This window comes from Noviherbaspirillum aerium, assembly GCF_008929045.1.
Lineage (GTDB): Bacteria > Pseudomonadota > Gammaproteobacteria > Burkholderiales > Burkholderiaceae_D > Noviherbaspirillum > Noviherbaspirillum aerium.
Genome location: NZ_VFAH01000011.1, coordinates 48,686 through 72,713, shown reverse-complemented (window position 1 = coordinate 72,713; position 24,028 = coordinate 48,686). Strand labels below are relative to the sequence as shown.

Sequence of the window (24,028 nt, the reverse complement as noted above, 5' to 3'; positions counted from 1 at the left end):
AACAGTGATTCAGTTATGATCAGACCAGCAATGTCAGGCGCTGCCGCACGCGAGCCCTAATTGCAAGAACCAATAGCCTTAGGCCATAGACAGGAGACAAGCATGAAGATCAGCAAGATACTGGCATCAATTGCCGCCATCGGCACACTGGGACTGACCAGCGCCGCCGCTTATGCGCAGGAAACCATCAAGGTCGGCCTGGTGGCGCCCTTCTCCGGACCCTTCGCCGATTACGGCAAGCAGATGGAAAGCGGCATCAAGGCGTACATGAAGCAGCATGGCGACAAGGTCGCGGGCAAGAAGGTGGAAATCATCATCAAGGACACCACCGGCCCGGTACCCGAAGTGGCGAAACGCCTGGCACAGGAACTCGTGGTGCGCGACAAGGTGGACTTCCTGGCCGGCTTCGGCCTGACGCCTGAAGCGCTCGCCGTCGCCCCGATCGCCGAACAGGCCAAGAAGCCGATGATCATCATGAATGCGGCGACCTCGATCATCACGACCAAGTCCAACTATATCGCCCGCGTCTCGATGACGCTGCCGCAGGTCTCCGGACCGATGGCGACCTGGGCCGTCAAGAACAATGTCAAGCGCGTGGTCACGCTGGTCGCCGATTACGGCCCCGGCATCGATGCGGAAACCGCCTTCAAGACCAACTTCATCGGCGGCGGCGGACAGGTCGTCGAATCAATCCGCGTGCCGCTGCGCAATCCGGAGTTCGCGCCCTATATCCAGCGCATCAAGGATGCCAAGCCTGAGGCGGTGTTCATCTTCGTGCCGGCCGGCGAACAAGGCATTGCGTTCATGAAAGGCTATCGCGAACGCGGACTGGCGGAAGCCGGCATCAAGGTCATCGCCACCGGCGACCTGACCGACGACCATGTGCTGCCGGCGATGGGCGACGCGGTGCTGGGCGTGATCACCAGCTTCCATTACTCCGCGGCGCATGATTCGCCCGAGAACAAGACTTTCCGCAAGAATTTCGCCGATGCCAATCCGGGCGGCGGCCGTCCGAACTTCATGGCGGTAGCGGCTTACGACGGCATCCATGCCATCTATGAAGTGTCGAAGAAGCTCAACGGCAAGATCGACGGCGACAAGGCCATGGCGGCGCTGAAGGGCATGAAGATCAACAGCCCGCGCGGCCCGATCACCATCGACCCTGAAACCCGCGACGTGGTGCAGACGGTGTACATCCGCAAGGTGGAGAAGGTGAACGGCGAAGTCTACAACGTGGAGTTCGACAAGTATGCGGATATGAAGGATACGGGGAAATAAGATGTCGCTCTGACAGATCGACGGCGGTGGGAGCCTCCCGGCATATTGCCGCCGTCCTGCAGAAGATGCATGAAGATGAATATCAAGGGCTGGCCGATTGGTCGGCCCTTTGCTTTTGGCTTGTCGCCAGCAATTGCTTCAACATGCGGATCGGGAAAATTCCGCTATGGATCTTTGGATCCGTAGCGCCCGTCTCACGTCGCTGGCGCTCCTGAATGTCGACCATGTTGAAGTTCCATCTGCATCTCTGCATTCTCTTGGCTGCATCGCAAAAATTTCCTCAGCAGCTGCGCTCGTTATAGAAAAATAGAGGAGCGGCGAGGGAATGTTTCCCATGGTTTTGTATGCATGTTTAAAAATTTAAAAGACTCTTGCTGCGTGAGTTGCGATAGCGGCCTCCATGAACCGCCCCATCACTGCGAGTCTCACTCAACACCATCATTTTCCTTTCCTATCCCCTCTAGACTTTGCACGGCCACGACGGCGAGGCAATATTGCAGCCGGTCTCATTAATGAATTTCAGTCGATGCGGGTATAACGCGCCATCTTCCTACAGTAAGGCGGCGAGATGCAGGGCGCCGGGACAATTGCAGGCGGTCTTGTCGTATCGCATGCCAATGCCTCGATATTGGTCATGCATGTTATAGATTCGATCTCTCCGAAATAATCTATGGCTTTCGCTTTCCAGCTCTATGAACAGCCATCCATATGATGGCGTGCTCAATAACCTTGAGCGCTTGACTGAAAGTGAAAGCAGAGAGCCGTTTGCGTTAAAAACTTAAGAAAACTTTTCCAGCCCTGCAGGAAAGATAACGCTTCTAGGCACGCTACTTGCGAAAGGAGACGCGGAACAAACAGTCTGGCCGCTCTTCTTTAAAGGCAAAGGAAAGGTTTCCCCAAGGCCGTTTAGTGGACCACACCGTCGTTTCCTGGAGCGAGTGTCCACGTGGGTGCTGTGTAAGCTCCAGACTGGTGAAGCGCTGCTGTACATCCTTCAGCGACAGACACGTGCCTTCCATTTCCATTGCAAACGCACCTTTATCACCAAACTTCATCGACGCTTCAAGCATCAGATGGAGCTTTGAAATAACGACGCCATCCTTCAAAGTCGGACCAGCCCCCGACAATTGGATAAAGTTTTCATTTCTCTTGATTTCAAGAAGTTCAGTTCCCAACGACTTCTCAATGCCTGCCTTGGACAGTGGCATTTGCGCCTCCAGTACGGAGATCATTTCCCATAGAGTTTTCTGCGACATAGTAGGTATTTTTCCATTTGAACATGCATTTGCGAACATCATCATGATGGCTATAGCCAACCACTGCAGGTTCCTATTTTTTCTTCGGATAAGTTTTGTCATACCATTCCCCATAATAATCTGCATAAGGTTGCCCAGTGGTAGATGTATGTTCACCCTTGCCAAACTGCTTTCCTATCGCATTTCTTGCAGAGTCAGAGTCACCACTTTTTTGGTAATTGTCATAGGCCTTGTTATAAATTCCATGGTTGGCCGGGTGTCCGGCAATGCCAATGTCCGGCCCTCCATTTTTGATAATTTCCCTTTGCACCTTGATATTGTTGAGCGTTGCCGCACCTTCATCGGCCAATGCTGAATTCACGTATCCAGCTTTCGATGATATATCCGCCTTATACGGATAAAGGGCATGTCCCGCTTCATGCGCAAGCGTCTGCGTTGCACTTAGCGTTTTTCCTTTCAGGCTGCCGTCAATCACAATTTTTGGCGGAACTGAATGTCGATCAGCGTATGAGCCGGCACCATTAGAACCATATTGAATTTCCCATCCATCCGCCTTCAATTTATTCAAATCGTTTTGCAGTTTCGGCGACTTGCTTGCGAGTTTGTCGACCTCTTCACCCAGATTGGTTTTTACATATGGCTGCTTGGGATTCAATCCGGGTTGTTGTGTAACCACTGGCTTGTTCTTAACATTTGATTCGGGCGCAGACGCAACATCATTCTCGACATAAATTTTGTGTTCAATAGCTGACAGGGATGAGTCTATGGCTGCTTTATTATTCGTATTCAAATCAATCCGCTGCGACCCGATCACATCCACATGCAGCCCCTGTATCGTGATCTTCCCGTTCGCCTCCATCTCGATCCGGCTCGCCCCCACCTCCAGCACAATCTTCGTCGCCGCCTTCAGATGAATACACTCCGTCTGCGACTCCAGCTCCACCCGCTTCTTCACCTTCGTCACCTGGAAGCCGTTCGTCACCGTATTCGTCTGGTGCGGACCGTTCACCACCGTGGCTTGCGTATGCTGCACCGTGGTCACCATGTCCTTCTGCGAATGGATGTTGATCAGCTCCCGGCCCTTCCTGTCATGGATCACCATCTCGCAGAAGCCGCCTCCGCCAGGCGTCGAACGGCTCTTGAAGCCCATCACGTGCGCCGCGCCCGGCAATGCGTATGGCAGCGGCTGCGCGCTGTTGTACAGCCTGCCGGTGCACAGCGGCCGGTCAGGGTCGCCTTCGAGATAGTCGATGACGACTTCCTGGCCGATGCGCGGGATCGCCACCGTCCCCCAGCCTGCGCCGGCCCAGGGCTGCGACACCCGGATCCAGCACGAGCTGCGTTCATCGTGCCGGCCGTACCGGTCCCACGGAAACTGCACCTTGATGCGCCCGTGCGGGTCGGTGTGGATTTCCTGCCCCTTGGGGCCGACTACCGTGGCCGTCTGCGGGCCCGGCATGCGCGGCTTCTTGTGCTGGCGCCTGGGGCGGTACGGAATCTTGCGGCGGATGCAGCTGAAGCTGTTGGCATACACCGGCGCATTGCCGCGGTCGGCATGGTTGTTCCGGGCGTCGATGCTCACCGATACCACCAGGAAGTCGGCGTCGCTGTCATCGTGGCCGTCGAACCAGTGGTGCTCGGTGAGCTGGAAGGTCCGGCCCGGACTCAGGCTGCGGCAGTCCGAGGCGCCGCCGAACAGCTTGGCCTGCCATTCCAGCACTTCCATGCGCTGCTTCGCTTCGCGCGCGCCTTCGCCGACGTTGCGGTACATGAAGGCGGGGTTGCCGTCGAACACTTCCAGTTGCGGCACGTCGCCCTGCCTGGCCAGCGTGGGCTGCTCGACATATTGCGGCGCCGACGGCGCCTTGAAGTCGAAGGTGTTGAGCGCCACGCGCGAGGATTGCAGGCTGCGCTGGGCGCTGAGCTGGGTGATGCCGCCGGTCCGGTGGGTGCGGTGGCCGCCGTTGAACTCGACCTTCGCATGATGCTGGTGCGGCGGGCAGAAGGCGGCGTTGCAGGAGTCGTCGCTGATGACCAGGGTATGGCCGTCGGCGCGGTGCTCATAGTAGGTGAACAGGCCGTAGCGCTCCATCAGGCGGTGGAGGAAATGGGCGTCGGATTCATGGTACTGGACCAGGTAGTTCTCGGGCTCGTACTTGCCGCCGAGGCGGAACTGGTAGTCGGCGATGCCCTGGTAGTCTTCGCGCAGGATGCGGTCGATGACTTGCTGCACGGTCTGGTCCTGGAAGATGCGGCAGTTGACGCGGTGGGTGAGAAACGACATCCAGGGCAGCACTTCGGCCTGATAGAAGGCGAAGCCGCCGTCGGCATGGGTGAAGGCGAAGTGATGGATGTAGCCGTTGAGGTAGTGCTCGCTGCCGTCGTCCTGCTCGATGCCGACGGTGACGTTCCTGCCCATGAGTTCCTTGAGTTCGATGCCGGCATGGGTGGAGAGCAGCTGCAGGTGCAGGTGGAAGCCTTCGGAGAGGCCGGCCTGGGCGTGGAGGGTGTCGATGAGCAGGGTCTTGTCGGAGGACAGCGGGGAATAGAAGCGCAGCAGGCGGTTGCTGTCGTTGAACTGGGGGATGGCGGCTGCGGCGAGGGCGGCCAGGGTATCTTGGGTGTCGTCAGCGGTGTCGGCTTGCTCGGTGGAAGCGAAGGTGGGGAAGAAAGGGGCGATGGGGCTGGCGAAGTCGCGGATGGCCATGCCATGCAGCGGGTGGCCGGCGATGTGGAGCGCTTCGGCGGCTTGCTGCGCGAGGCTGGCGGCCTGGGCGGCCCTGGCGATGTTGGGGTTGAGGCGGGAGGCGGCTTGCAGGCCGTGCTGCAGGGCGCTGCCGGGGGTATCGGCTTGCAGGGCGTCGATGGCATGCAGCGCTGAAGAGGCGAGATGCAGTTCCTTGGGCACTGTGCCGGTCAGGGCGGCGGCGTTTGCGGCGAGTGAGGTCAGCGAAGACAGGGGCGATGCTGATGATGGCGATGAAGGAACAAGACCCTTGAGCGGGTCCTGTTCGGGGTCATCGAAAGGCTTGAAGGACATGTATTTCTCCGACGGTATTGCGTTCCTGCGACGGCATCCAGAGTGGGAAAGCGCAAGGAAGTTGAATGAAATGCAACACAAAAGTTGTCGGGATGGTAACACGCTGAATTGCAATGACTGCAACTCATCTTAAGGTGTTGTTGTAATCAGGTATCGATTAGTACTGTTCAGGTCGGCCAGGAAAGCGGCCCGTACGGGTATTGATGCCAGCAGCGGCGCCCGCGAGGAAAACAAGCCGAGGCCGAGGCAGGTCGGGACAAAACCGCTCTATATCTGCAGCAGGTCGCCGCGTACCCCTAGCACGGTGGCAATCTGCTCGCGATGCACGGCATTGAGATGCAGCACCGTCTCGCGCGCGGCGTATTCGAGCTGGGATATGCCGAGGCGGGCAGCCATCTGCGCCTGCGAAATCCCGAGGTGCTCGCGCCATGCCCGCACCGGCGTCCAGTGATGGCTCAGCACCAGAGAAATCACTTGCGCCGGCGTACCGTCGCGCCGGTTCTGTTCGACCCAGGCCGCCATCAGGGCTTCGCGCTGATCCGATTCGTCAAGCCATTCGAAAGCTTCGCTCGTTTCGTAAAACACCTTGACGCTGGCGCCCGGGTCGAGCAGGGACAAGGTGGTATCGGTGGAGATCTGGGAAAACCGGCTTGCGCTGTAGATCCAGGCGAAGCGCAGCATGCCGGCGGCGCGCATGCGCGGGAACCAGTCGGTCGCCACCCAGGAGGCCGCGCCTGACCAGATGCCGACCACGCGGGTATTGTCATTGAGGACTTTGAAGGCCTGATGCCTGACCATCAGTTCGAGAATGCGGTGGCATCCTTCCTGCACCGAGCCGACTGTCTGATAGCCCATCCAGTCGCTGTACAGCCAGCCCCGCTCGGGATCATGCGAGATGTGCAGATGGCTCTGACGATCGAGCGGGATCAGGCTGGATAGGGGCATGGCGGCAGGCGGCTTGGCATGGTGCGGATTCTAGCATTCCGCCTGCGGATCAGCCGCGAGCTTTTCATGCCGCTTCCTGCACCGTCGCGTTCACATACAGCTTCTGTCCGGCGCCGATGCCTGCAAAGGTGGCGGCGATGCCGACGATCACGAAGAAGCCGGCGGCGACGTTCCATCCGTCGGTTGCATCCCTGAGCAAGCCGGCGATGAACGGACCGGTGGCCGCCAGCAGGTATCCGACCAGCTGCGACATGCCCGACAGCGCCGCCACGACATGCGCATTGGGCGATCGCAGCACCACCAGCATGGTGGCGACGCTGAAGCTGCCGCCCTGCCCCAGCCCGAGCATCACCGCCCACAGCCAGACCTGGCCGGGCGGCGCATACATGCAGGCCATCAAGCCGATCAGCGACATGACCATCATGATCACGACGATCAGGCGCTGATCGCGGCCGCGGGTGGCAAGCCAGGGTCCTGCCAGCGCCGTGACGAGCTGCGCCGCAATCGACGTGGACAGCACCGCGCCGGCACTCAGCGGAGTGAAGCCGCGATCGATCAGGATGGTGGGCAGCCAGCCGAATACGCAATAGGCGAGCACCGACTGCAGTCCCATGAAAGTGGCGACATACCAGGCCACCCTGCTCTTGCGCAGGCCGCTGACGCGGTAACGGTTCTGCTGCGGGCCGGACGCGCCGTGCATGCCCTGGGCGCGCCAGGCGAACGCTCCCAGCAGGGCAGGCACGGACCAGAAGGCGAGCGATATGCGCCAGTCGCCGCCGGCGAACTGCTGCAGGGGAACGGCGGCACCCGCCGCCATCGCCGCGCCGAGGCACAGCGCCATCGTATAGAGGCCGGTAATGAAGCTGATGTTGTGGGCAAAATCGCGCTTGATGATGCTGGGCAGGAGCACCATCGCCACGCCGATGCTGGCGCCGGCGATGAAGGTGCCGGCAAACAACCCCGGCAGGCCGAAGAATGCGCGCAGCACGATGCCCGCGGCCAGCAGCAGCAAGGCAAACAGGATGGTGCGTTCCGCCGAGTAGCGGCGCGCCAGCAGCGGACCGAGCGGCGCGATGATGCCGAAGCACAGCACCGGCAGGGTCGTCAGGCCGCCGGCGCCGGCGGCCGACAATCCGGTCGAGGCGCGGATCGCCGCCAGCAGCGGCGCGACGCCGGAGAGCGCGGGACGGAGATTGATGGCGACCAGGAAGATGGTCAATGCAAGCAGCGGCAGGGATGCCGCCCTGTCGCGGCCGGAAGCGGATTCATGGGAAATCGTCATGCGCGTATTGTCCACCACATCCTGTTTGCTTGCAGACGGCAGGCGCAAGCCGGCCCCGCCTTCTTCGCTGGTTGCGCTATGCCACCGCGACCAGACGATTGAGCGTCTCCGGATCCTGCATCAGGCAGTTGCTGTCGGATTCATGCACCACGCGCCCGCGGTCGAGCACGATGGCTTTCTTCGTCAGCGACAGCGCCAGCCGCGCATGCTGCTCCACCACGATCACCGACATGCCGCGCTCCACCACCAGGCTGCGGATCACCCGCGTCAGTTCCTGCACGATGATCGGCGCCAGGCCCTCCATCGGTTCGTCCAGCAGCAGCAGCTTCGGATTGACCATCAGTGCGCGGGCGATGGCCAGCATCTGCTGTTCGCCGCCCGACAACTGGTTGCCCATGTTGCCGCGGCGCTCCTGCAGGCGCGGAAAGATCTCGTACACCTTCTTCACATCCCATTCGCCCGGACGCGCCACCACCGTCAGGTGCTCTTCCACCGTCAGCGAGGGAAACATGTAGCGCTCCTGCGGCACCCAGCCCAGGCCGGCATGCGCCCGCTCATGGGTGGACATGCGCATGATTTCCTTCCCCTGCCAGCGGATGCTGCCGCCATGCAGGCGGGTAAGGCCCATCAGCGTCACCAGCAGGCTGGTCTTGCCGACGCCGTTGCGGCCCAGCAGCGCCAGGCTGTCGCCTTCCCGCATGGACAGCGAAATGCCTTCGAGCACCACCGATTCGCCGTAGCCTGCGGTCACGTTCTCGATCGCGAGCAGTTCACGCATGTTCCGCCTCCCCCAGATACACTTCCTTGACGCGCGGATCGGCCGCAATCTCTTCCGGCGTGCCTTCGGTAAGCACCTTGCCGCCGACCAGCACGGTGATGCGCTCGGCGAAACGGAACACCAGTCCCATGTCATGTTCGATGAACAGGATGGTCACCTCGCGCGGCAGCCTGGCGATCACGTCGAACAATTCCTTGCTTTCCGCCTGCGGGATGCCGGCGGCCGGCTCGTCGAGCAGCAGCACCGTCGGCTTCGTCGCCAGCGCCAGCGCGATCTCCACCAGCCGCTGCTTGCCGTAGGGCAGGCTGCGCGTCACGGTCGAGGCATCGCGCTCGAGCTTGAGCATGGCCAGCAGCGCCATCGCCTCTTCGATCTCGGCATGCTGCTGCGCGACTGTCCTGGTCCAGACGAAATGCTTGCCTTCGCGCTCGCAGATCGCCAGCATCACCGATTCCAGCACCGTCAGGCCGGCGAACAGCGTGTTGATCTGGAAGGTTCGGGTCATGCCGCGCTTGACGCGCTGATGCTGCGGCAAGGAGGTGATATCGTCATCGCCGAAGAACACGCGGCCGGAGGTCGGCGCGAGGCTGCCGGTGAGCAGGTTGATGAAGGTGGTCTTGCCGGCGCCGTTCGGCCCGATCAGCGCATGGCGCGCGCCCGGCGCGAAGCTCAGGCTGATATCGCTGTTGGCCTTGAAGGCGCCCCATTGCTTGGACAGGCCCTCGGTACGCAGGGTGGTATTCATTTCGCATCTCCCTTGCCGCGCCTGATCATGCCGAGCAGCCGTTCGCCCCCGCCAAGGATGCCGCCGCGCGCGAACAGCACGATGACGATCAGCAGCAGGCCGATCCAGAACTGCCAGTAGGCAGGATTGAGTCCGGCGATATAGTCCTGCGCCAGCATGAACACCAGCGCGCCGACCAGTGCGCCGTAAAGGCGGCCGGTGCCGCCCAGCACCAGCATGATCATCAGTTCCGCCGAGCGGGCGAAGCTCAGCGAGTCCAGGCCGACGAACTGCGTGGTCTGCGCCAGCAGCGCACCCGCGATGCCTGCGACCACCGCGCCGATGGTGAAGGCGACGGTGAGCCGCTTGTTCACATCGGCGCCGATGGCCGGCATGCGGCGCGCGCCTTCCCGAATGCCTTTCAGCGACAGGCCGAAGGGCGAATTGACCAGGCGGCGCAGGATGGCGAAGACGATGAACAGCACCGCGAAGCTGTACCAGAACGCGGTCTTGCCGTACAGGTCGAACTCGAACACGCCGAGCAGCTTGTTCATCGATACGCCGGACAGGCCGTCGACGCCGCCGGTGATGAAGGCTGCCTTGTTGGCCGCTTCGAACAGCATCAGGCCCACGCCGAGAGTCACCATCAGGCGCGTCAGATCCTGGCCGCGCACCACCAGGAAACTGACGAGATAGCCGAGCAGTCCCGCCACCGCCGCGGCGATCAGCAGGCCGCTGATCGGCTCGCTCCAGCCGTGCACCGACAGCAGCCCGGCGATATAGGCGCCAAGTCCGAAGAAGGCGGCATGTCCTAGAGAGACGATGCCGGCATAGCCGAGAATCAGGTCGAGCGATACCGCGAACAGGCCGACGATCATGATCTGGCTGGCCAGCACCAGGTAGTCGGGGAAGAGGAAGTAAGCGGCGATCGGCAGCAGCCAGAACACGATTTCCAGCGGCTTCCAGCGGTCATTGGGCAGGGAATGCCGGAGTGGATGCACGGGTGCGGCCGGCGCACCTTGCGCCGGCGTGGACACGCTTGCGGATTTCATGAACGCCTCCCGAGCAGGCCGGTGGGAAACAGGAGCAGCAGGATCACCATCAATGCATAGATCACGAAGGCGCCGACCGCCGGCACATAGTATTTTCCGGCCACATCGAACACGCCCAGGATTAGCGCGGCCAGCAGCGGCCCCTTGATGGTGCCGGCGCCGCCGACGGCGACCACCAGCAGGAAGTACACCATGTACTTGATCGGGAAAGTCGGATCGAGCCCGAGCACATCGATGCCGAGTCCGCCGCCCAGTCCTGCCAGGCCGGAACCGAGCGCGAACGTCAGGCTGAACACCCGGTTGACGTTGATGCCCAGGCCGGCGGAAGCGACCTGGTTGTCGACCGAGGCGCGGATCTGCGCGCCGAAGCGGGTGCGCTCGATCAGGTAGCCCAGCGCCAGCGTGATGGCGATGACCACCGCGATCATGAACAGCCGGTAGGCGCCGAGGTCGAGACCGAGCACCGACACCTGTCCGCGCAGCCAGTCCGGCAATGCCACCGGCTGCTGCTGCGGTCCGAACACATAGGTCGCTCCGGCGACCGCCATGAAGGTCAGGCCGATGGAAAACAGCACCTGGTCGAGATGGCTGGCCTTGTAGAGCCGGCGATAGAGGGTGCGTTCGAGCACGAAGCCGACGGCGGCGCTGGCGAGGAAGGCCACCGGCAGCGACAGCAGGAAGGGAAAGCCCATGCGCATCATCAGCGTGACGCTGACATAGCCGCCGAGCATGGCGAAGGCGCCGTGAGCAAGATTGACGAAGTTCATCAGGCCCATCGTGACCGACAGGCCGACGCTGATGAGGAACAGGAGGCTGCCGTAGGCAATGCCATCGAAGAGCACGCCGATGAAATTGCCTATCATGGCTGCCACCCTGGATGTCCGGTGTGCTGCATGCTTGTCTCCGTTTTGTTTATTTGAAATGTAAGCTGTACAGGCTTGTTCTCCCTTCCCTTGAAGGGGAAACGATGTCATTACCGGCGCAAAACCTTATAGATGCTTAGCTGACTTCTTACCAACCGTCTACTTGAAACTCAGCTCCCGTCCACTTTCGCCTCATCCATCTGCCGGAACACTTCCTGCGCCATATGGAATGCGGAATTGGCCGCCGGCACGCCGCAGTAGATCGCCGCCTGCAGCAGCACTTCCTTGATCTCGTCGCGCGTGACGCCGTTGTTGGCGGCGGCGCGCAGGTGCAGCTTCAGTTCTTCCTCGCGGTTCAGCGCCACCATGGCCATGATGGTCAGCAGGCTGCGCGTATGGCGCGGCAGACCGGGGCGGGTCCATATCTCGCCCCAGGCATAGCGGGTGATCAGGTCCTGGAATTCGCCGTTCAATGCATTGATGTTGGCCTGGGCGCGGTCGACATGGGCGCTGCCCAATACCGCCCGGCGCACTTCCATGCCCTTGGCGTGGCGTTCGCGATCATCCATGTCAGGCTCCCTTTCCTTTTTCCTGCAGCAGAAAATCGACCAGCGTGCGGGTGAAGCTTTCCGCCTGTTCCCAGTTGGAGAGATGCGCCGCATCCAGTTCCACGTAGCGTGCGCCGGCAATGCTGTCGGCGACGGCTTTGCCATCCCTGGCGGGCGTGGCCAGGTCGTGGGTGCCGGCGATCACCAGCGTCGGCGCCTGGATGCCGGCGACGTCGGCGCGCTGGTCCATGTCGCGCACGGCCGCGCAATTGGCGGTATAGCCGGCGGAAGGCGTGTACAGCAGCATGTCGCGCACCACGGCCACTTCCTGCGGCGCGCGCTGCTGGTAAGCGGAAGTGAACCAGCGGTCGATCACCGCCGGCACGATGGAAGCCATGCCCTCGGCATCAACCTTGGCGATGCGTGCATTCCACACCTCCGCCGGGCCGATCAGGGCCGAGGTATTGCACAGGACAAGGCGGTCGATGCGCTGCGGCGCATGGACGCCCAGCCACATGCCGGTCATGCCGCCCATCGACAGCCCGCAGAAATGGGCGCGCTCGATCTTGAGCGCATCCAGCAGCGCGACCACGTCTTCGCCGAGCTGGGCGACGGTGTAGGGGCCGGCCGGCACGCCCGACCCGCCGTGTCCGCGGGTGTCATAGCGCAGCACGCGGAAGTGTTTCGCCAGCTCTTCCATCTGCGGCCGCCACATGTCCAGCGTGGTGCCGAGAGAGTTCGACAGCACCAGCCATGGCGCTCCTTCCTTGCCTTCCACCTGGTAATGGAGGCGGTTTCCGTTGCAATCGATATGCGGCATGTGTGTTGGTCTCCTTAACTGCTTGAATGTCTATGGATGTGGCCCGAAAACATGTCGGGCCGGATCAATGGCTACGGTCGCGCCGGCCACGCCATGTTTGCAATACCCGCTCGCCGAAGACCCGGGCCTGGCCAAGGTAATTCGCGGGATCGAGCAGCCTGTCGATGTGTTCGGCGCCCAGTTCGGCGCTTACGGCGGCATCCTGCGCCAGCACCTCGCGCAGATGCATGCCCGATGCCACGGCGCGCCGGCAGGCATCCTCCACCAGATGATGCGCCTGCAGGCGACCCATTTTCGCGCCGAGCGCCAGCATCACCGCTTCGGCCATGATCAGGCCCTGCGTGGTGTCGACGTTGGCGCGCATGCGCGCGGCGTCGACATGCAACCCGGCAAGGACCTGCTGCATCTGCCGCAGCGCCCCTGCGGCGAGCTGCGTGATCTCGGGCAGCGTATCCCATTCGGCCTGCCAGCCGCCAAGCGCGCGCTCGTGTTCCTGCACCATGCCCGAAAGCATGGTGGCAACCAGCGCCGGCACCCGCGCGGCGCAGGCCAGCACCGCGGCGCAGCCGACCGGATTGCGCTTGTGCGGCATGGTGGAAGAACCTCCCCTCCCCGGTCCTGCCGGTTCGCCGAGCTCGGCGGCTTCCGTCTGCATCTGCAGCGACAGATCGCGCGCGATCTTGCCGAGCGTACCGGTCAGCATGCCGAGCGCCGCGGCGACTTCCGCCATGCGGTCGCGCCCGGTATGCCAGGGCGTATCCGGCAGCTGCAGCTGCAATTCATCGGCCAGCGCCTGTGCCGCCTGCAGGCCCTTGTCGCCGAGGCTGGCCAGCGTTCCGGCGGCGCCGCCGAACTGCAGCGCCAGCACGCGGGGACGCAAGGCCTGCAGGCGCTCCTGATGGCGCAGCACCGCATCCAGCCAGCCGGCCGCCTTCAGGCCGAAGGTGACCGGCAGCGCATGCTGCATCCAGGTGCGGCCTATCATTACCGTATCCGCGTGGCGCTCGACCAGTTGCGCCAGCACTGCCGCCAGCGCCACCAGGTCGGCGTCGATCAGGTCCAGCGCGCGGCGCAGCTGCAGCACCATGCCGGTATCGATCGCGTCCTGGCTGGTTGCGCCCCAGTGCACGTATTTCGCTGCTTCCTTGTCTTCTTTCGCCACCGCCGCGGTCAGCTGCTTGACCAGCGGAATGGCAAGATTGCCGGCGGCGGCGGCCGCATCGGCCAGCGCCGGCAGATCGAGCCTGCCGCTGATGCAAGCCTGCCGGATCGGCTCGACAGCCGAGGCGGGTATCACGCCGATATGGGCTTCGGCGCGCGCCAGCGCCGCCTCGAAATCCAGCATGCCCTGGACGCAGGCCTGCGCGCTGAACACCTGCTGCATTTCAGCGGTGGAAAACATGGAGCCGGTGAGACTCGCGAGTGGAGAGAACGTCATGATGGCCGATGGCGTGTTGTCAATGAACGCAGCATACTCCCGGAACTCCGGGAAGGACTTATACGCGCTCGATCACCATCGCAATCCCCTGGCCCACCCCGATGCACATGGTGCACAGCGCATAGCGGCCGCCGGTGCGATGCAGCTGGTACATCGCGGTCGTCACCAGGCGCGCGCCGCTCATGCCGAGCGGGTGGCCGAGCGCGATGGCGCCGCCGTTGGGATTGACGCGCGGATCGTTGTCCGCCACGCCGAGCTGGCGCAGCACCGCCAGGCCCTGCGAAGCAAAGGCTTCATTGAGTTCGATCACATCCATCTGGTCGATCGTCATGCCGAGCTGCCCGAGCAGCTTCTGCGACGCCGGTGCCGGGCCGATGCCCATGATGCGCGGCGGCACGCCCGCAGTGGCCATGCCGACGATGCGGGCGCGCGGGGTCAGGCCGAAGCGCCTGGCCGCGTCTTCATTGGCCAGCAGCAGCGCGCAGGCGCCGTCATTGACGCCGGACGCATTGCCGGCGGTGACGCTGCCGTCGGGCCGCACCACGCCCTTGAGCTTGGCCAGCGCTTCCATGCTGGTCGCGCGCGGATGCTCGTCATGCTCGACCACGATGGCGTCGCCTTTCTTCTGGGCGATGGTCACCGGCGTGATTTCCTGCGCGAGGATGCCGTTCTTCTGCGCGGCCGCCGCCTTGTTCTGGCTGGCCACGGCGAACGCATCCTGATCTTCGCGGCTGATCTTGTAGTCGACCGCGACGTTCTCCGCGGTCTCGGGCATGGCGTCGACACCGTACATTTCCTTCATCAGCTTGTTGACGAAGCGCCAGCCGATGGTGGTGTCGTAGATCGCGGCATTGCGCGAGAAAGCGCTGTCGCCCTTGCCCATCACGAACGGCGCGCGCGTCATCGACTCCACACCGCCGGCGATCATGAGGCCCGTCTCGCCGGCCTTGATGGAGCGCGCCGCGGTGCCCAGCGCATCCATGCCGGAGCCGCACAGGCGGTTGATGGTGGCGCCGGGCACGTCCTGCGGCAGGCCTGCCAGCAGCAGCGACATGCGGGCGACGTTGCGGTTGTCCTCGCCGGCCTGGTTGGCGCAGCCGTAGATCACATCATCGACGGCGGTCCAGTCCACGTCCTTGTTGCGCTCCATCAGCGCGCGCAGCGGCACGGCGCCGAGGTCATCGGCGCGCACGTCCTTGAGCGCGCCGGCATAGCGTCCGATGGGAGTGCGGATCGCGTCACAGATAAAGGCTTGAGTCATGGGTGTCTCCGTCATGGATGAATGTTCAATAAGGCAGGTGCTTCAGCGGCACGCCGGTGATGCGCTGCAACTCTTCAAAGCTGATATCCGCGATCATCTCGCGCACCGCCAGTCCCTCCGGCGTGACATCGATGACCGCAAGGTCAGTATAGATGCGGTTGACGCATCCGATCCCGGTAAGCGGATAGCCGCACTGTGCAACGATCTTGCTCTCGCCGGTCTTGGTCTGGTGGTCCATCATCACGAATACCTGCTTGGCGCCCACCGCCAGGTCCATCGCGCCGCCGACCGCGGGAATCGCGTCAGGAGCGCCGGTATGCCAGTTGGCAAGGTCGCCGGTAGCCGACACCTGGAAGGCCCCGAGCACGCAGATATCGAGATGGCCGCCGCGCATCATCGCAAACGAATCGGCGTGATGAAAATAGGCGCCGCCGGTCAGCAGCGTCACCGGCTGCTTGCCCGCATTGATCAGGTCTTCATCTTCTTCGCCGGCGGCCGGCGCCGGGCCCATGCCGAGCAGGCCGTTTTCGCTGTGCAGGAAAATCTCGCGTTCCTTCGGCAGGTGGTTGGCCACCATGGTGGGCAGGCCGATGCCGAGATTCACATACGCCCCTTCCGGGATGTCCCTGGCCACGCGCGCGGCCATCTGGTCTCGCGTCATTCGCTTCATGCCTGTTTCCCTTCGAGTACTACGCGTTGAACAAAAATGCCGGGTGTCACGATCGCTTCCGGATCGAGTTCGCCGAGTTCGACCACTTCCACCACCTGTGCAATCGTGCACTTGGCGGCCATGGCCATTACCGGGCCGAAGTTGCGGGCGGTCTTGCGGTACACCAGGTTACCCCAGCGGTCGCCGCGCAATGCCTTGATCAGCGCGAAGTCGGCATGGATCGGCGTTTCGAACACATAGTTGCGGCCATTGATGACGCGGGTTTCCTTGCCTTCGGCCAGCAGCGTGCCGAAGCCGGTCGGGGAAAAGAATCCGCCGATGCCGGCGCCGGCGGCGCGGATGCGTTCGGCGAGATTGCCTTGCGGCGTGAGTTCCAGTTCGATTTCACCGGCGCGGTAGAGCGCATCGAAATGATGGGAATCGACCTGGCGCGGGAAGGAACAGATGATCTTCCGCACCCGTTTTGCCTTGAGCAGTGCCGCCAGGCCGGTATCGCCGTTGCCGGCATTGTTGTTGACGATGGTGAGGCCGCGCGCGCCCTGTTCCAGCAGCGCGTCGATCAGCGCCGACGGCATGCCGGCATTGCCGAAGCCGCCGATCATGACAGTCGCCCCGTCGTGGATGTCGCTGACGGCGGCCTGCAGGGATTCGGAGATTTTATTGATCACGTTGGAGTCCTGAAAAGCGGTTGCCTTCGCGAATTGCCGGCAACATTGCCCGATTGACTTCGTTCGATAAACGAACTAATGTCTGTTTATAGAACACATTGGCAGTTTATCCAGCCCGTTTCCGGAGCGTCAAGGCACTGGCTGCGAATGTGTTCGGTGGCCGAACACAACCCGTGACGCGATGCGGCACGACAAGATCAGGGAACGCTGATGGAAACCGAAACCAAGACATCCAAGGCCGCCCAAGCCGCCCTGGCTGAAGACAAGAAAGCCCTGACCATTGCGGAAGAAATCGATGCGCTGACCGATCCCAGCTTCATGACTTCGCTCGCGCGCGGCCTGGCGGTGATCCGCGCATTCAGCGATCAGCGGCGCAGCCTGACGATTGCGCAGATCAGCCACCGCACCGGCATTCCGCGCGCGGCGGTGCGGCGCTGCCTGTTTACCCTGAAGCAATTGGGCTACGTCGACTCCGAAGCCAACAACTTTTCCCTCAAGCCAAAGATTCTGACCCTGGGCTATTCCTATCTGTCCTCGACGCCGCTGACGGTATCGGCGCAGCCCACGCTCAACGCCATCAGCCGCACCCTCAACGAATCCTGTTCGCTCGCGGTGCTCGATGAGCAGGAGGTGCTCTATGTATCCCGCTCGGCGACCTCGCGCATCATGTCGGTGGCACTCAATACCGGCAGCCGCCTGCCCGCGTACTGCACCTCGCTGGGCAGGGTCCTGCTCGCCCATTTGAGCGAAGAGGAGCTGGCCTCCTACTTCGCCCGGGTCGAACTGAAAGCCTTTACCGACAAGACCATCGTTTCCGAGGCCCGCCTGCGCGAGATCCTGTCCAGGGTGCAAGGCACCGGATTTGCACTGGTGGAGGAAGAACTGGAAATCGGCCTGCGCTCGATCGCCGTTCCGGTGCGCGGCGCTTCGGGCAACGTCATTGCGGCATTGAACATCGGCGCGCAGGCCACGCGCGTGAGCGCAAGGAAGATGAACGAGGAATTCCTTCCCGTGCTGCTGAAGGGCGCGCAGGAATTGTCGGTGCTGCTGCCCTGAATTCATGTAGCCTTGCGGTATTGAACCGCTGCAACCGTGAGCCAAGGAAATTTGTCGGACAATAACGGAATCAAACTATCTCAAGATTGTCGATGATCATGTCCACCACCCTGCCTTCACACCGTCCCGCCGACACTAGATGACCAAGCAGTCTCTTCCCAATTTCGATTTTCTCGCAGGCAAAGGCATGATGCGCTCGCTCATGCGCGAACACGACTGGAGCAGTTCGCCGCTCGGCCCTCCGCAAGACTGGTCGTCGGCATTGCGCACGGTAACGGGGCTGATGCTGGATTCGCAGTTTCCGATGTTCGTGGCGTGGGGTCCCGAACTTGGCTTTCTCTACAACGATGCCTACAGCGAGGTTCTCGGCGCCAAGCATCCGCAAGCGCTCGGCAGGCGCTTCCATGACGTCTGGCAGGAGATCTGGCCTGTCATCGGCCCGCTGATCGAGCGTGCGCTGGCCGGCGAAGCCAGTTTCCATGAAAACCTGCCGCTGCTCGTCCATCGCAAGGGACACGATGAACAAACCTGGTTCACCTTTTCCTATTCGCCGGCACGCGACGAAAACGGACGGGTGGCCGGCATGTTCTGCGCCTGCACCGAAACCACCGGCCGGATCCTGGCGGAGCGCCGCCAGGCCTTCGAATTGCATCTTGCCGACCAGTTGCGCGGCATGGACAATCCGCTGCAGATCATTGAAACCGCGGCGGCGGCGCTGGGCAGCCATCTCGGCGTGGCACGCGTTGGTTACGGCGAAATCGACGCCGCCGGACAAACCGTGTCGGTGGCGCGGGACTGGACCGACGGCAGCGTGTCGAGCCTGGCGGGCGTGACCCGTCCGCTCGACAGCTTTGGCCCGGACATCATCGCCGAACTGAAAGCCGGACGCATATTGCGCCTGGACGACATGGCAAGCGATCCGCGTTCGGCGCCGTATTCGCAAGGCTATGCCAGCATCGGCGTGGTGTCGCTGCTGGTGATCCCGCTGATCAAGGCAGGCCGCATGAAGGCCATTCTTTATCTGCATGAGCCGGCGGTGCGCCGCTGGACCAGGGAAGACGAGACGCTCGCGGAGCAGGTGGCGGAGCGCACCTGGGCCACCATCGAACGCGCCCGCGCGGAAGAGCGGCGGCGCCGTGCCGAGGAAGCGCTCAGCGCGCAGCTGGCTGCCGAAAGCGACCGCCTGCGCGCCCTGTTCGAACAGGCGCCCGGCTTCATGGCCGTGCTGCGCGGCCCCCGGCATGTCTTCGAACTGGCCAACGCCGCCTTCCTGCGCTTCGTCGGCCGCGAGCAGCTCATCGGCAAGCCGGTGCGCGAAGCCTTGCCCGACCTCGAAACCCAACCCTTCTTCGACCAGCTGGACCGCGTCTATGCCACCGGCGAACCCTTCTTCGCGCAGCAGGCGCCGGTCACGCTCGCACTCGCACCGGGCGCCGCCGCTGTCGAGCGCTACGTCGATTTCATCTATCAGCCGGTCAGGGATGCCGGGGGCGCCGTGTCCGGCATCTTCGTCGAAGGCTACGACGTCACCGAGCGCAAGCTGGCCGATGAAGCGTTGCGCGCCGCCGACCGGCGCAAGGATGAGTTCCTTGCCATGCTGGCGCATGAACTGCGCAATCCGCTGGCGCCGATCAGCAATGCGGCGCAGATACTGAAAATCATCAGCACCGACCAACCCAAGGTCAGGCAGGCCAGCGACATCATTGCGCGCCAGGTGGATCATATGACGGAACTGGTGGACGATCTGCTGGACGTGTCGCGGGTCACGCGCGGCCTGGTGAAGCTCGACAATGCCATGGCGGATCTGCATGACATCGTCGCCAGCGCGGTCGAGCAGGTGCGCGGCTTGATCGACGCCCGCCGCCACAGGCTCAGGCTGGAGCTTCCGGACCATCCGCTGCCCGTCGTTGGCGACCATACGCGCCTGGTGCAGGTGCTTGCCAACCTGCTCAACAACGCTGCGAAATACACCCCCGAAGGCGGCGTCATCGCATTGCGCGCCGAGGCGGATGCCGCTTACGCAATCTCGGTGCGCGACAATGGCGTGGGCATCGAGCCGAAACTGATTCCCCACATCTTCGACCTGTTCACTCAGGCGGAGCGCTCGCCCGACCGTTCCCAGGGCGGTCTGGGGCTGGGCCTGGCCCTGGTACGCAGTCTCGTCGACCTGCACGGCGGCAGCGTTTCCGCACGCAGTGACGGTTCTGGCAAAGGCAGCGAGTTCATCATTCGCTTGCCGCGCCCCGAGCGCGAGGCGGCAAAGGCGCCGGCTTCTCATCAAGACCGGCAGGAACCGGCGCGGCTTTCCGCTGCACGGCAGGAGGGCTTGCGCGTGATGGTGGTGGACGATAACGTCGATGCGGCGGAAAGCCTGTCATTGCTGCTGGAAGCCGCAGGCTATCAGGTAACGGTAGGCCATGCGGCCGGCGATGTGCTCACTGCAACGCAGCAAAACATGCCGCAGGTCTTCCTGCTCGATATCGGCCTGCCGGACATGGACGGCTACGAACTTGCGCGCCGGCTGCGCGCGCAGCCGGCATCGGCAGGGGCATTGCTGGTGGCTCTCACCGGCTATGGCCAGGCGAAAGACCACGAGAAATCACGGGAAGCCGGCTTCGACCATCATCTGGTCAAGCCTGCGGACATCAGCAAGGTCATGGCGCTGCTCGCCGCTTTCGCTGGACGGCAACGGCGGCGGGAAGCCGCTGGACAGCCGCAGGAAGGAGCGTGAAGCTGGAGCGGATGATGATCGGGAGCCGGAAGCCGGGAAGCAGGCTCGCAGGCGCGTGGCGGGTGTCAAAACCTCGCTGGCCCAAGGCAGGCCGAGACGGCGGCACACCCATCTGATCCGCTCCGGTAGCGGAAAAAAGAAAGGCGGCGAAGAAGCGCTGCCTCTTCGCCGCCGAATCCGGTGCTGCATCAGCCGTTGACGGCGTCCTTGAATGCTTTGCCTGCGGAGAATTTGACTGTCTTCGCGGAAGCGATCTTGATTTCCTCGCCGGTACGCGGATTGCGTCCGGTGCGCTCGGCGCGGGTGCCGCTGCCGAAGCTGCCGAAGCCGACCAGTTGCACGGTCTTGCCTTCAGCCACAGCTTTCACGATATTGTTGATGACCGAGTCCAGAGCGCGCTGAGCGGCTGTTTTCGACAGGTCGCACTCCGCTGCAATAGCGTCTACCAGTTCAGTTTTGTTCATCATGTCCCTTTCAGAAAAGGCCCTGATTCTAACAAAAGAAATGGCGTCTGGCTGCGGGTTTGCGCCGAAATTTACGCTTGGAAGCAAATTAATCGGGGGCCGCGTGGGCTTTCTCGCGGCATTGCGCCGCGCCGCCGTTTTTTACAAGCATGATTTCCTTACCGCAGAATGACGCCGGCGTGACAGGCACATGACAGGATACTGATTTATCCGCCCGTGCCGATGCCCACATTGAGCGATGCCACCAGCCCCGCAGCCACGCTGCCGGTCACCGCGGCCGTCTGATAGCGCCCGTCCTCGCTGAACAAGCCATCTTCCGCAATATTGCGCACCGTCGTATTCTGCCCGCGGGGATAGGCCGCCGTCGCATAGACGCTGCGCACGACCTCTTCGGGAAAGGCCAGCTGGCTGGTCACCGCCGCACGGCCGCCTTTGACGTCGCGCAGATAAACCTGGAAGTGAACATGCGTGATGCGGCCGGGGTACCAGCCGGGGAAGATGGTGGAAAAACTGACCCGCCCCTGCTCGTCGCTGATCTGCATCCCGCGCAGGAAGGTGGCGCCGCGATGGTCGCCGTTCTGGCCGGCGTTATATCCGGAATAGCCGCCATCCCTGTCGCAATGCCAGACGTAGACGACGGCATTGCGGACCGGCGCGCAACCGGCATCCATGTTCTGGAGCTGGATGTTCAAGGTCAGCGGCACGCCGGGCCGGGATTCGCGAATATCCCTGCGCAAGGCTGCTCCGGTCGAGAGAAAGGCGAGCAGCGGAAACGGACCGGCGGTCGCGGTGGGGATGAGGCGACATGCCGGCGCGCCGGGCGACTGCGCGGCAGCCTTGCCCGGACCGAAACCCGTACCCAGCACGGCCCCGATGCCGAGCGCGTTCAGGCGGACGATGGCACGCCGGCGCCCGGCATGCACGTAGCTTTTTCCGTTGGACATCTTTGAACTCCTTCCATCAACAAGGCATGTCGCGCCCTTCGGACCAGCGCCTTCACCAGTCACATGAACAGACGTGATGACAGACGTGATGACGGGCGTGAGCCTGCGTCATGCAGCATGGCCGGCATGCCGGAAGCGGATTTGACGCACCGCATCCATAGCGCGAATTCCTTCGAATCACGCACATCGGCAATGAACGCAATGATTAAACTTCGATCACAGAGTGCACGGATATTTCATTTCGCCCGCTGATGGCCGACGACGGCGCACCAACAACAAACACTCCATGATGCTGCGTATCTCTCTGGTTTCAAATGAACTGCCGCCCTATCGTATCCCATTCTTCGAAGCGCTCGACAGAATGCCGGGGGTGAGCCTTCAGGCACTCTTCTGCACCCGGCGCGAACCGAACCGCCACTGGGAAACGCCAACGCTCCATTTTGGCCATGAATTCCTCAAGGAACGCATCATCACCATCAAGGGCCGCTACATTCATAACAATCCGGGCGTGATCGCGGCGTTGCACAAGTTCGCGCCCAGCGTGATCATCACCGGCGGCTTCAATCCGACGCATTTGTATGCGTTTGCCTTTGCGGTGGCGCGCGGCATTCCGCATATCGCGATGACCGACGGTACCGACCGTTCCGAAAAAGGACTGGGACGCTGGCACAAGGCGGTGCGCCGCATGGTCTATGCGCGCTCCTCCGCATTCATTGCGGCCAGCAAGGGCGGCACGCGGCTGCATCACGGTTACGGCGTCGCTGATGATGCCTGCTTCCGTTCCTGCCTGTGCGTGAACAATGAACTGTTCGCCCCGTCGGCACAGACAAGGCGCGACGTGGATTTCCTGTTCTGCGGGCGCATCGAGGCCGTCAAGAATCCGCTCTTCGCGTTTGACGTGGCGCTTGCCACGGCGCGCAAGCTCGGCCGCAGGACGAGCATCATGTTCGTGGGCGCGGGGCCGCAGGAAGGCGAACTCCGGGAGCTGGCGGCGCATCACGCCGCCATGGTGGACGCCAGCTTCCATGGCTTCATGTCCCATGACGAGCTGCCGCGCATCTACCAGGCCGCGAGGATTTTTCTCTTTCCGACGACCTGGGACCCGTGGGGCGTGGTTGCCAATGAAGCCTGTGCCGCAGGCCTGCCGGTACTGGTGACGCCGGAGGCGGGCGTGGCCGGCGAACTCGTGCTTAACGGTCACAATGGCCATGTCGAGGCGCTCGATGTTGAATCCTGGAGCGCCAATGCGGCACGCCTGCTGACGCAGACCGACGACTGGGAGAGGCTGTCCCGCAACAGCATGGCGATGGCAAGCGAATACACTTATGCCAATGCAGCAAAGGGCGTGGTGGATGCCAGCCTTCATGCGATCGCGCAGCGCCATCCCGGGACGGCGCGCGTGCATGGCGGTTACCGCGGCAAATAAGCCGCGGTAGACAAGCTGTGGCAGATGAGCCGGGGCAAAGACCGGCAAGCGGGCGTACATCGCAGTCCATCACCACATGGCGGCGGCCCGCATGCCGCCGTGACGGTTACCAGGAGTAACCGCAACTGCCAAAGTTACTGTCGGTAAGCGCGATCGTTTTCGATGCGCACCCGGCCGCCGACATACAGGTCGGCGACATTGTCCTGCACGATGGTGCGGTAAGCGCCGTTATCCAGGCGCACGCCGACCTGATAGGCATTGCGCGCCTGATTGTTGCGCTGTTCCATCTGATTTCCCACCACGGCACCGCCGATCACGCCGGCCACCGTCGCCGCTTTCCTGCCGCTGCCGCCGCCGACCTGGTTGCCTAGCAGACCGCCGACCACGCCGCCGACCACAGTGCCGACGCCAATGCCGCCATTGGCTGCGGCCGCAGCGCCCTGCACCATCTGGATCGAGTCGACAGTGCCGTACTGATAGCCGTAGCCCGGCTGGGTCGTCGTCTGCGCGGGGTAGGGATAGGGCGACGGCGAAGGCGCCGGCGACGCCGGATAAGGATAGGAGGAAGATGACGCCGAGAGCGGATAGTTGGGGCTTGCACAACCGGCGAGCACGGTGCCGGCGAGCAGTGTGGCGAGGATTCTGGATGTGTTGGTTTTCATTGCTGGCTCACTGTCGGAATGATGATGTATGCGCTCATTAAACGACAGCCGGATTACCGAAGCCAGTGTCGGCGCGTAACGATTGCAACAACTTGTATCGAGGCGAACACGGGCCGGGAGCC

The 24,028-nt window shown here is 62.7% G+C and carries 23 protein-coding genes; 5 read left to right on the top strand and 18 right to left on the bottom strand.

The genetic code is table 11. The annotated features are described in order from the left end of the window. The first annotated feature begins 102 nt into the window (after positions 1–102). Positions 103–1,278, top strand: a complete 1,176-nt coding sequence (locus FH061_RS16650) for an ABC transporter substrate-binding protein (protein ID WP_151636963.1) — start codon at positions 103–105, stop codon at positions 1,276–1,278. Positions 1,279–1,360: 82 nt separating this feature from the next. Here the strand turns inward: FH061_RS16650 and FH061_RS30525 are convergent, their stop codons facing one another. From FH061_RS30525 to FH061_RS16580, 15 genes are all read right to left on the bottom strand, one after another. Beyond that, positions 1,361–1,504: a hypothetical protein gene (locus tag FH061_RS30525; RefSeq protein WP_192805107.1), complete on the bottom strand. Its 144-nt coding sequence runs from the start codon at positions 1,502–1,504 to the stop codon at positions 1,361–1,363. A 601-nt stretch (positions 1,505–2,105) separates the two neighbouring features. Beyond that, positions 2,106–2,636, bottom strand: a complete 531-nt coding sequence (locus FH061_RS16645; RefSeq protein WP_151636962.1) for a hypothetical protein — start codon at positions 2,634–2,636, stop codon at positions 2,106–2,108. Then, positions 2,608–5,574, bottom strand: a complete 2,967-nt coding sequence (locus FH061_RS16640) for a type VI secretion system Vgr family protein (RefSeq protein WP_151636961.1) — start codon at positions 5,572–5,574, stop codon at positions 2,608–2,610. Before FH061_RS16640 ends, FH061_RS16645 begins: the two co-directional genes overlap by 29 nt. Positions 5,575–5,841: 267 nt before the next feature. Next, on the bottom strand, positions 5,842–6,519 hold the full coding sequence (locus FH061_RS31775; protein WP_151636960.1) for a helix-turn-helix domain-containing protein: 678 nt from the start codon (positions 6,517–6,519) through the stop codon (positions 5,842–5,844). A gap of 64 nt (positions 6,520–6,583) precedes the next feature. Further along, positions 6,584–7,801 carry a CynX/NimT family MFS transporter gene (locus FH061_RS16630; RefSeq protein ID WP_151636959.1) on the bottom strand — a complete coding sequence of 406 codons (1,218 nt, stop codon included), beginning with the start codon at positions 7,799–7,801 and terminating at the stop codon, positions 6,584–6,586. 76 nt (positions 7,802–7,877) lie between these two features. Then, a complete protein-coding gene (locus FH061_RS16625) occupies positions 7,878–8,579 on the bottom strand; it encodes an ABC transporter ATP-binding protein (RefSeq protein ID WP_151636958.1) in 702 nt (233 codons plus the stop codon). Continuing rightward, positions 8,572–9,324, bottom strand: a complete 753-nt coding sequence (locus FH061_RS16620; protein WP_151636957.1) for an ABC transporter ATP-binding protein — start codon at positions 9,322–9,324, stop codon at positions 8,572–8,574. The genes FH061_RS16625 and FH061_RS16620 overlap by 8 nt, the downstream gene beginning before the upstream one ends. After that, positions 9,321–10,355 (bottom strand): branched-chain amino acid ABC transporter permease, encoded by a 1,035-nt coding sequence (locus FH061_RS16615; protein ID WP_151636956.1) that lies wholly within the window; start codon positions 10,353–10,355, stop codon positions 9,321–9,323. The genes FH061_RS16620 and FH061_RS16615 overlap by 4 nt, the downstream gene beginning before the upstream one ends. Continuing rightward, positions 10,352–11,218, bottom strand: coding sequence for a branched-chain amino acid ABC transporter permease (locus FH061_RS16610; protein WP_151637075.1), 867 nt, complete (start codon positions 11,216–11,218; stop codon positions 10,352–10,354). Before FH061_RS16610 ends, FH061_RS16615 begins: the two co-directional genes overlap by 4 nt. Positions 11,219–11,388: 170 nt before the next feature. Further along, positions 11,389–11,787, bottom strand: coding sequence for a 4-carboxymuconolactone decarboxylase (gene pcaC / locus FH061_RS16605; RefSeq protein ID WP_151636955.1), 399 nt, complete (start codon positions 11,785–11,787; stop codon positions 11,389–11,391). Between the two features lies 1 nt (position 11,788). Then, the gene (pcaD, locus tag FH061_RS16600) at positions 11,789–12,586 is read right to left on the bottom strand and encodes a 3-oxoadipate enol-lactonase (protein WP_151636954.1); all 798 of its coding nucleotides are present in this window, start codon (positions 12,584–12,586) and stop codon (positions 11,789–11,791) included. 64 nt (positions 12,587–12,650) lie between these two features. Next, positions 12,651–14,024: a 3-carboxy-cis,cis-muconate cycloisomerase gene (locus FH061_RS16595; RefSeq protein WP_151636953.1), complete on the bottom strand. Its 1,374-nt coding sequence runs from the start codon at positions 14,022–14,024 to the stop codon at positions 12,651–12,653. A gap of 58 nt (positions 14,025–14,082) precedes the next feature. Continuing rightward, positions 14,083–15,285, bottom strand: a complete 1,203-nt coding sequence (gene pcaF / locus FH061_RS16590; protein ID WP_151636952.1) for a 3-oxoadipyl-CoA thiolase — start codon at positions 15,283–15,285, stop codon at positions 14,083–14,085. A 25-nt stretch (positions 15,286–15,310) separates the two neighbouring features. Continuing rightward, on the bottom strand, positions 15,311–15,955 hold the full coding sequence (locus FH061_RS16585) for a CoA transferase subunit B (protein WP_151636951.1): 645 nt from the start codon (positions 15,953–15,955) through the stop codon (positions 15,311–15,313). After that, positions 15,952–16,623: a 3-oxoacid CoA-transferase subunit A gene (locus FH061_RS16580; protein ID WP_151636950.1), complete on the bottom strand. Its 672-nt coding sequence runs from the start codon at positions 16,621–16,623 to the stop codon at positions 15,952–15,954. Before FH061_RS16580 ends, FH061_RS16585 begins: the two co-directional genes overlap by 4 nt. 210 nt (positions 16,624–16,833) lie before the next feature. Here FH061_RS16580 and FH061_RS16575 point away from each other — a divergent pair, with 210 nt between their 5' ends. Then, on the top strand, positions 16,834–17,679 hold the full coding sequence (locus FH061_RS16575) for an IclR family transcriptional regulator domain-containing protein (RefSeq protein WP_151636949.1): 846 nt from the start codon (positions 16,834–16,836) through the stop codon (positions 17,677–17,679). 139 nt (positions 17,680–17,818) lie between these two features. After that, complete coding sequence (locus FH061_RS16570) at positions 17,819–20,410, top strand: ATP-binding protein (RefSeq protein ID WP_151636948.1); 2,592 nt, start codon at positions 17,819–17,821, stop codon at positions 20,408–20,410. A 188-nt stretch (positions 20,411–20,598) separates the two neighbouring features. On the opposite strand, the gene FH061_RS16565 is transcribed toward FH061_RS16570, so the two are convergent. Next, entirely contained in the window at positions 20,599–20,874 is a 276-nt protein-coding gene (locus tag FH061_RS16565; protein ID WP_151637074.1) for an HU family DNA-binding protein, read from the bottom strand. A gap of 1 nt (position 20,875) precedes the next feature. On the opposite strand from FH061_RS16565, the gene FH061_RS30520 reads away from it, so the two are divergent. Continuing rightward, entirely contained in the window at positions 20,876–21,046 is a 171-nt protein-coding gene (locus FH061_RS30520; protein ID WP_192805106.1) for a hypothetical protein, read from the top strand. 34 nt (positions 21,047–21,080) lie between these two features. Here FH061_RS30520 and FH061_RS16560 read toward each other — a convergent pair whose 3' ends face one another. Further along, positions 21,081–21,818, bottom strand: coding sequence for an intradiol ring-cleavage dioxygenase (locus tag FH061_RS16560; protein ID WP_151636947.1), 738 nt, complete (start codon positions 21,816–21,818; stop codon positions 21,081–21,083). 286 nt (positions 21,819–22,104) lie between these two features. Here FH061_RS16560 and FH061_RS16555 point away from each other — a divergent pair, with 286 nt between their 5' ends. Next, on the top strand, positions 22,105–23,244 hold the full coding sequence (locus tag FH061_RS16555) for a glycosyltransferase family 4 protein (RefSeq protein WP_225984706.1): 1,140 nt from the start codon (positions 22,105–22,107) through the stop codon (positions 23,242–23,244). A 134-nt stretch (positions 23,245–23,378) separates the two neighbouring features. Here the strand turns inward: FH061_RS16555 and FH061_RS16550 are convergent, their stop codons facing one another. After that, positions 23,379–23,906: an outer membrane lipoprotein gene (locus tag FH061_RS16550; RefSeq protein WP_151636946.1), complete on the bottom strand. Its 528-nt coding sequence runs from the start codon at positions 23,904–23,906 to the stop codon at positions 23,379–23,381. Positions 23,907–24,028 lie beyond the last annotated feature (122 nt).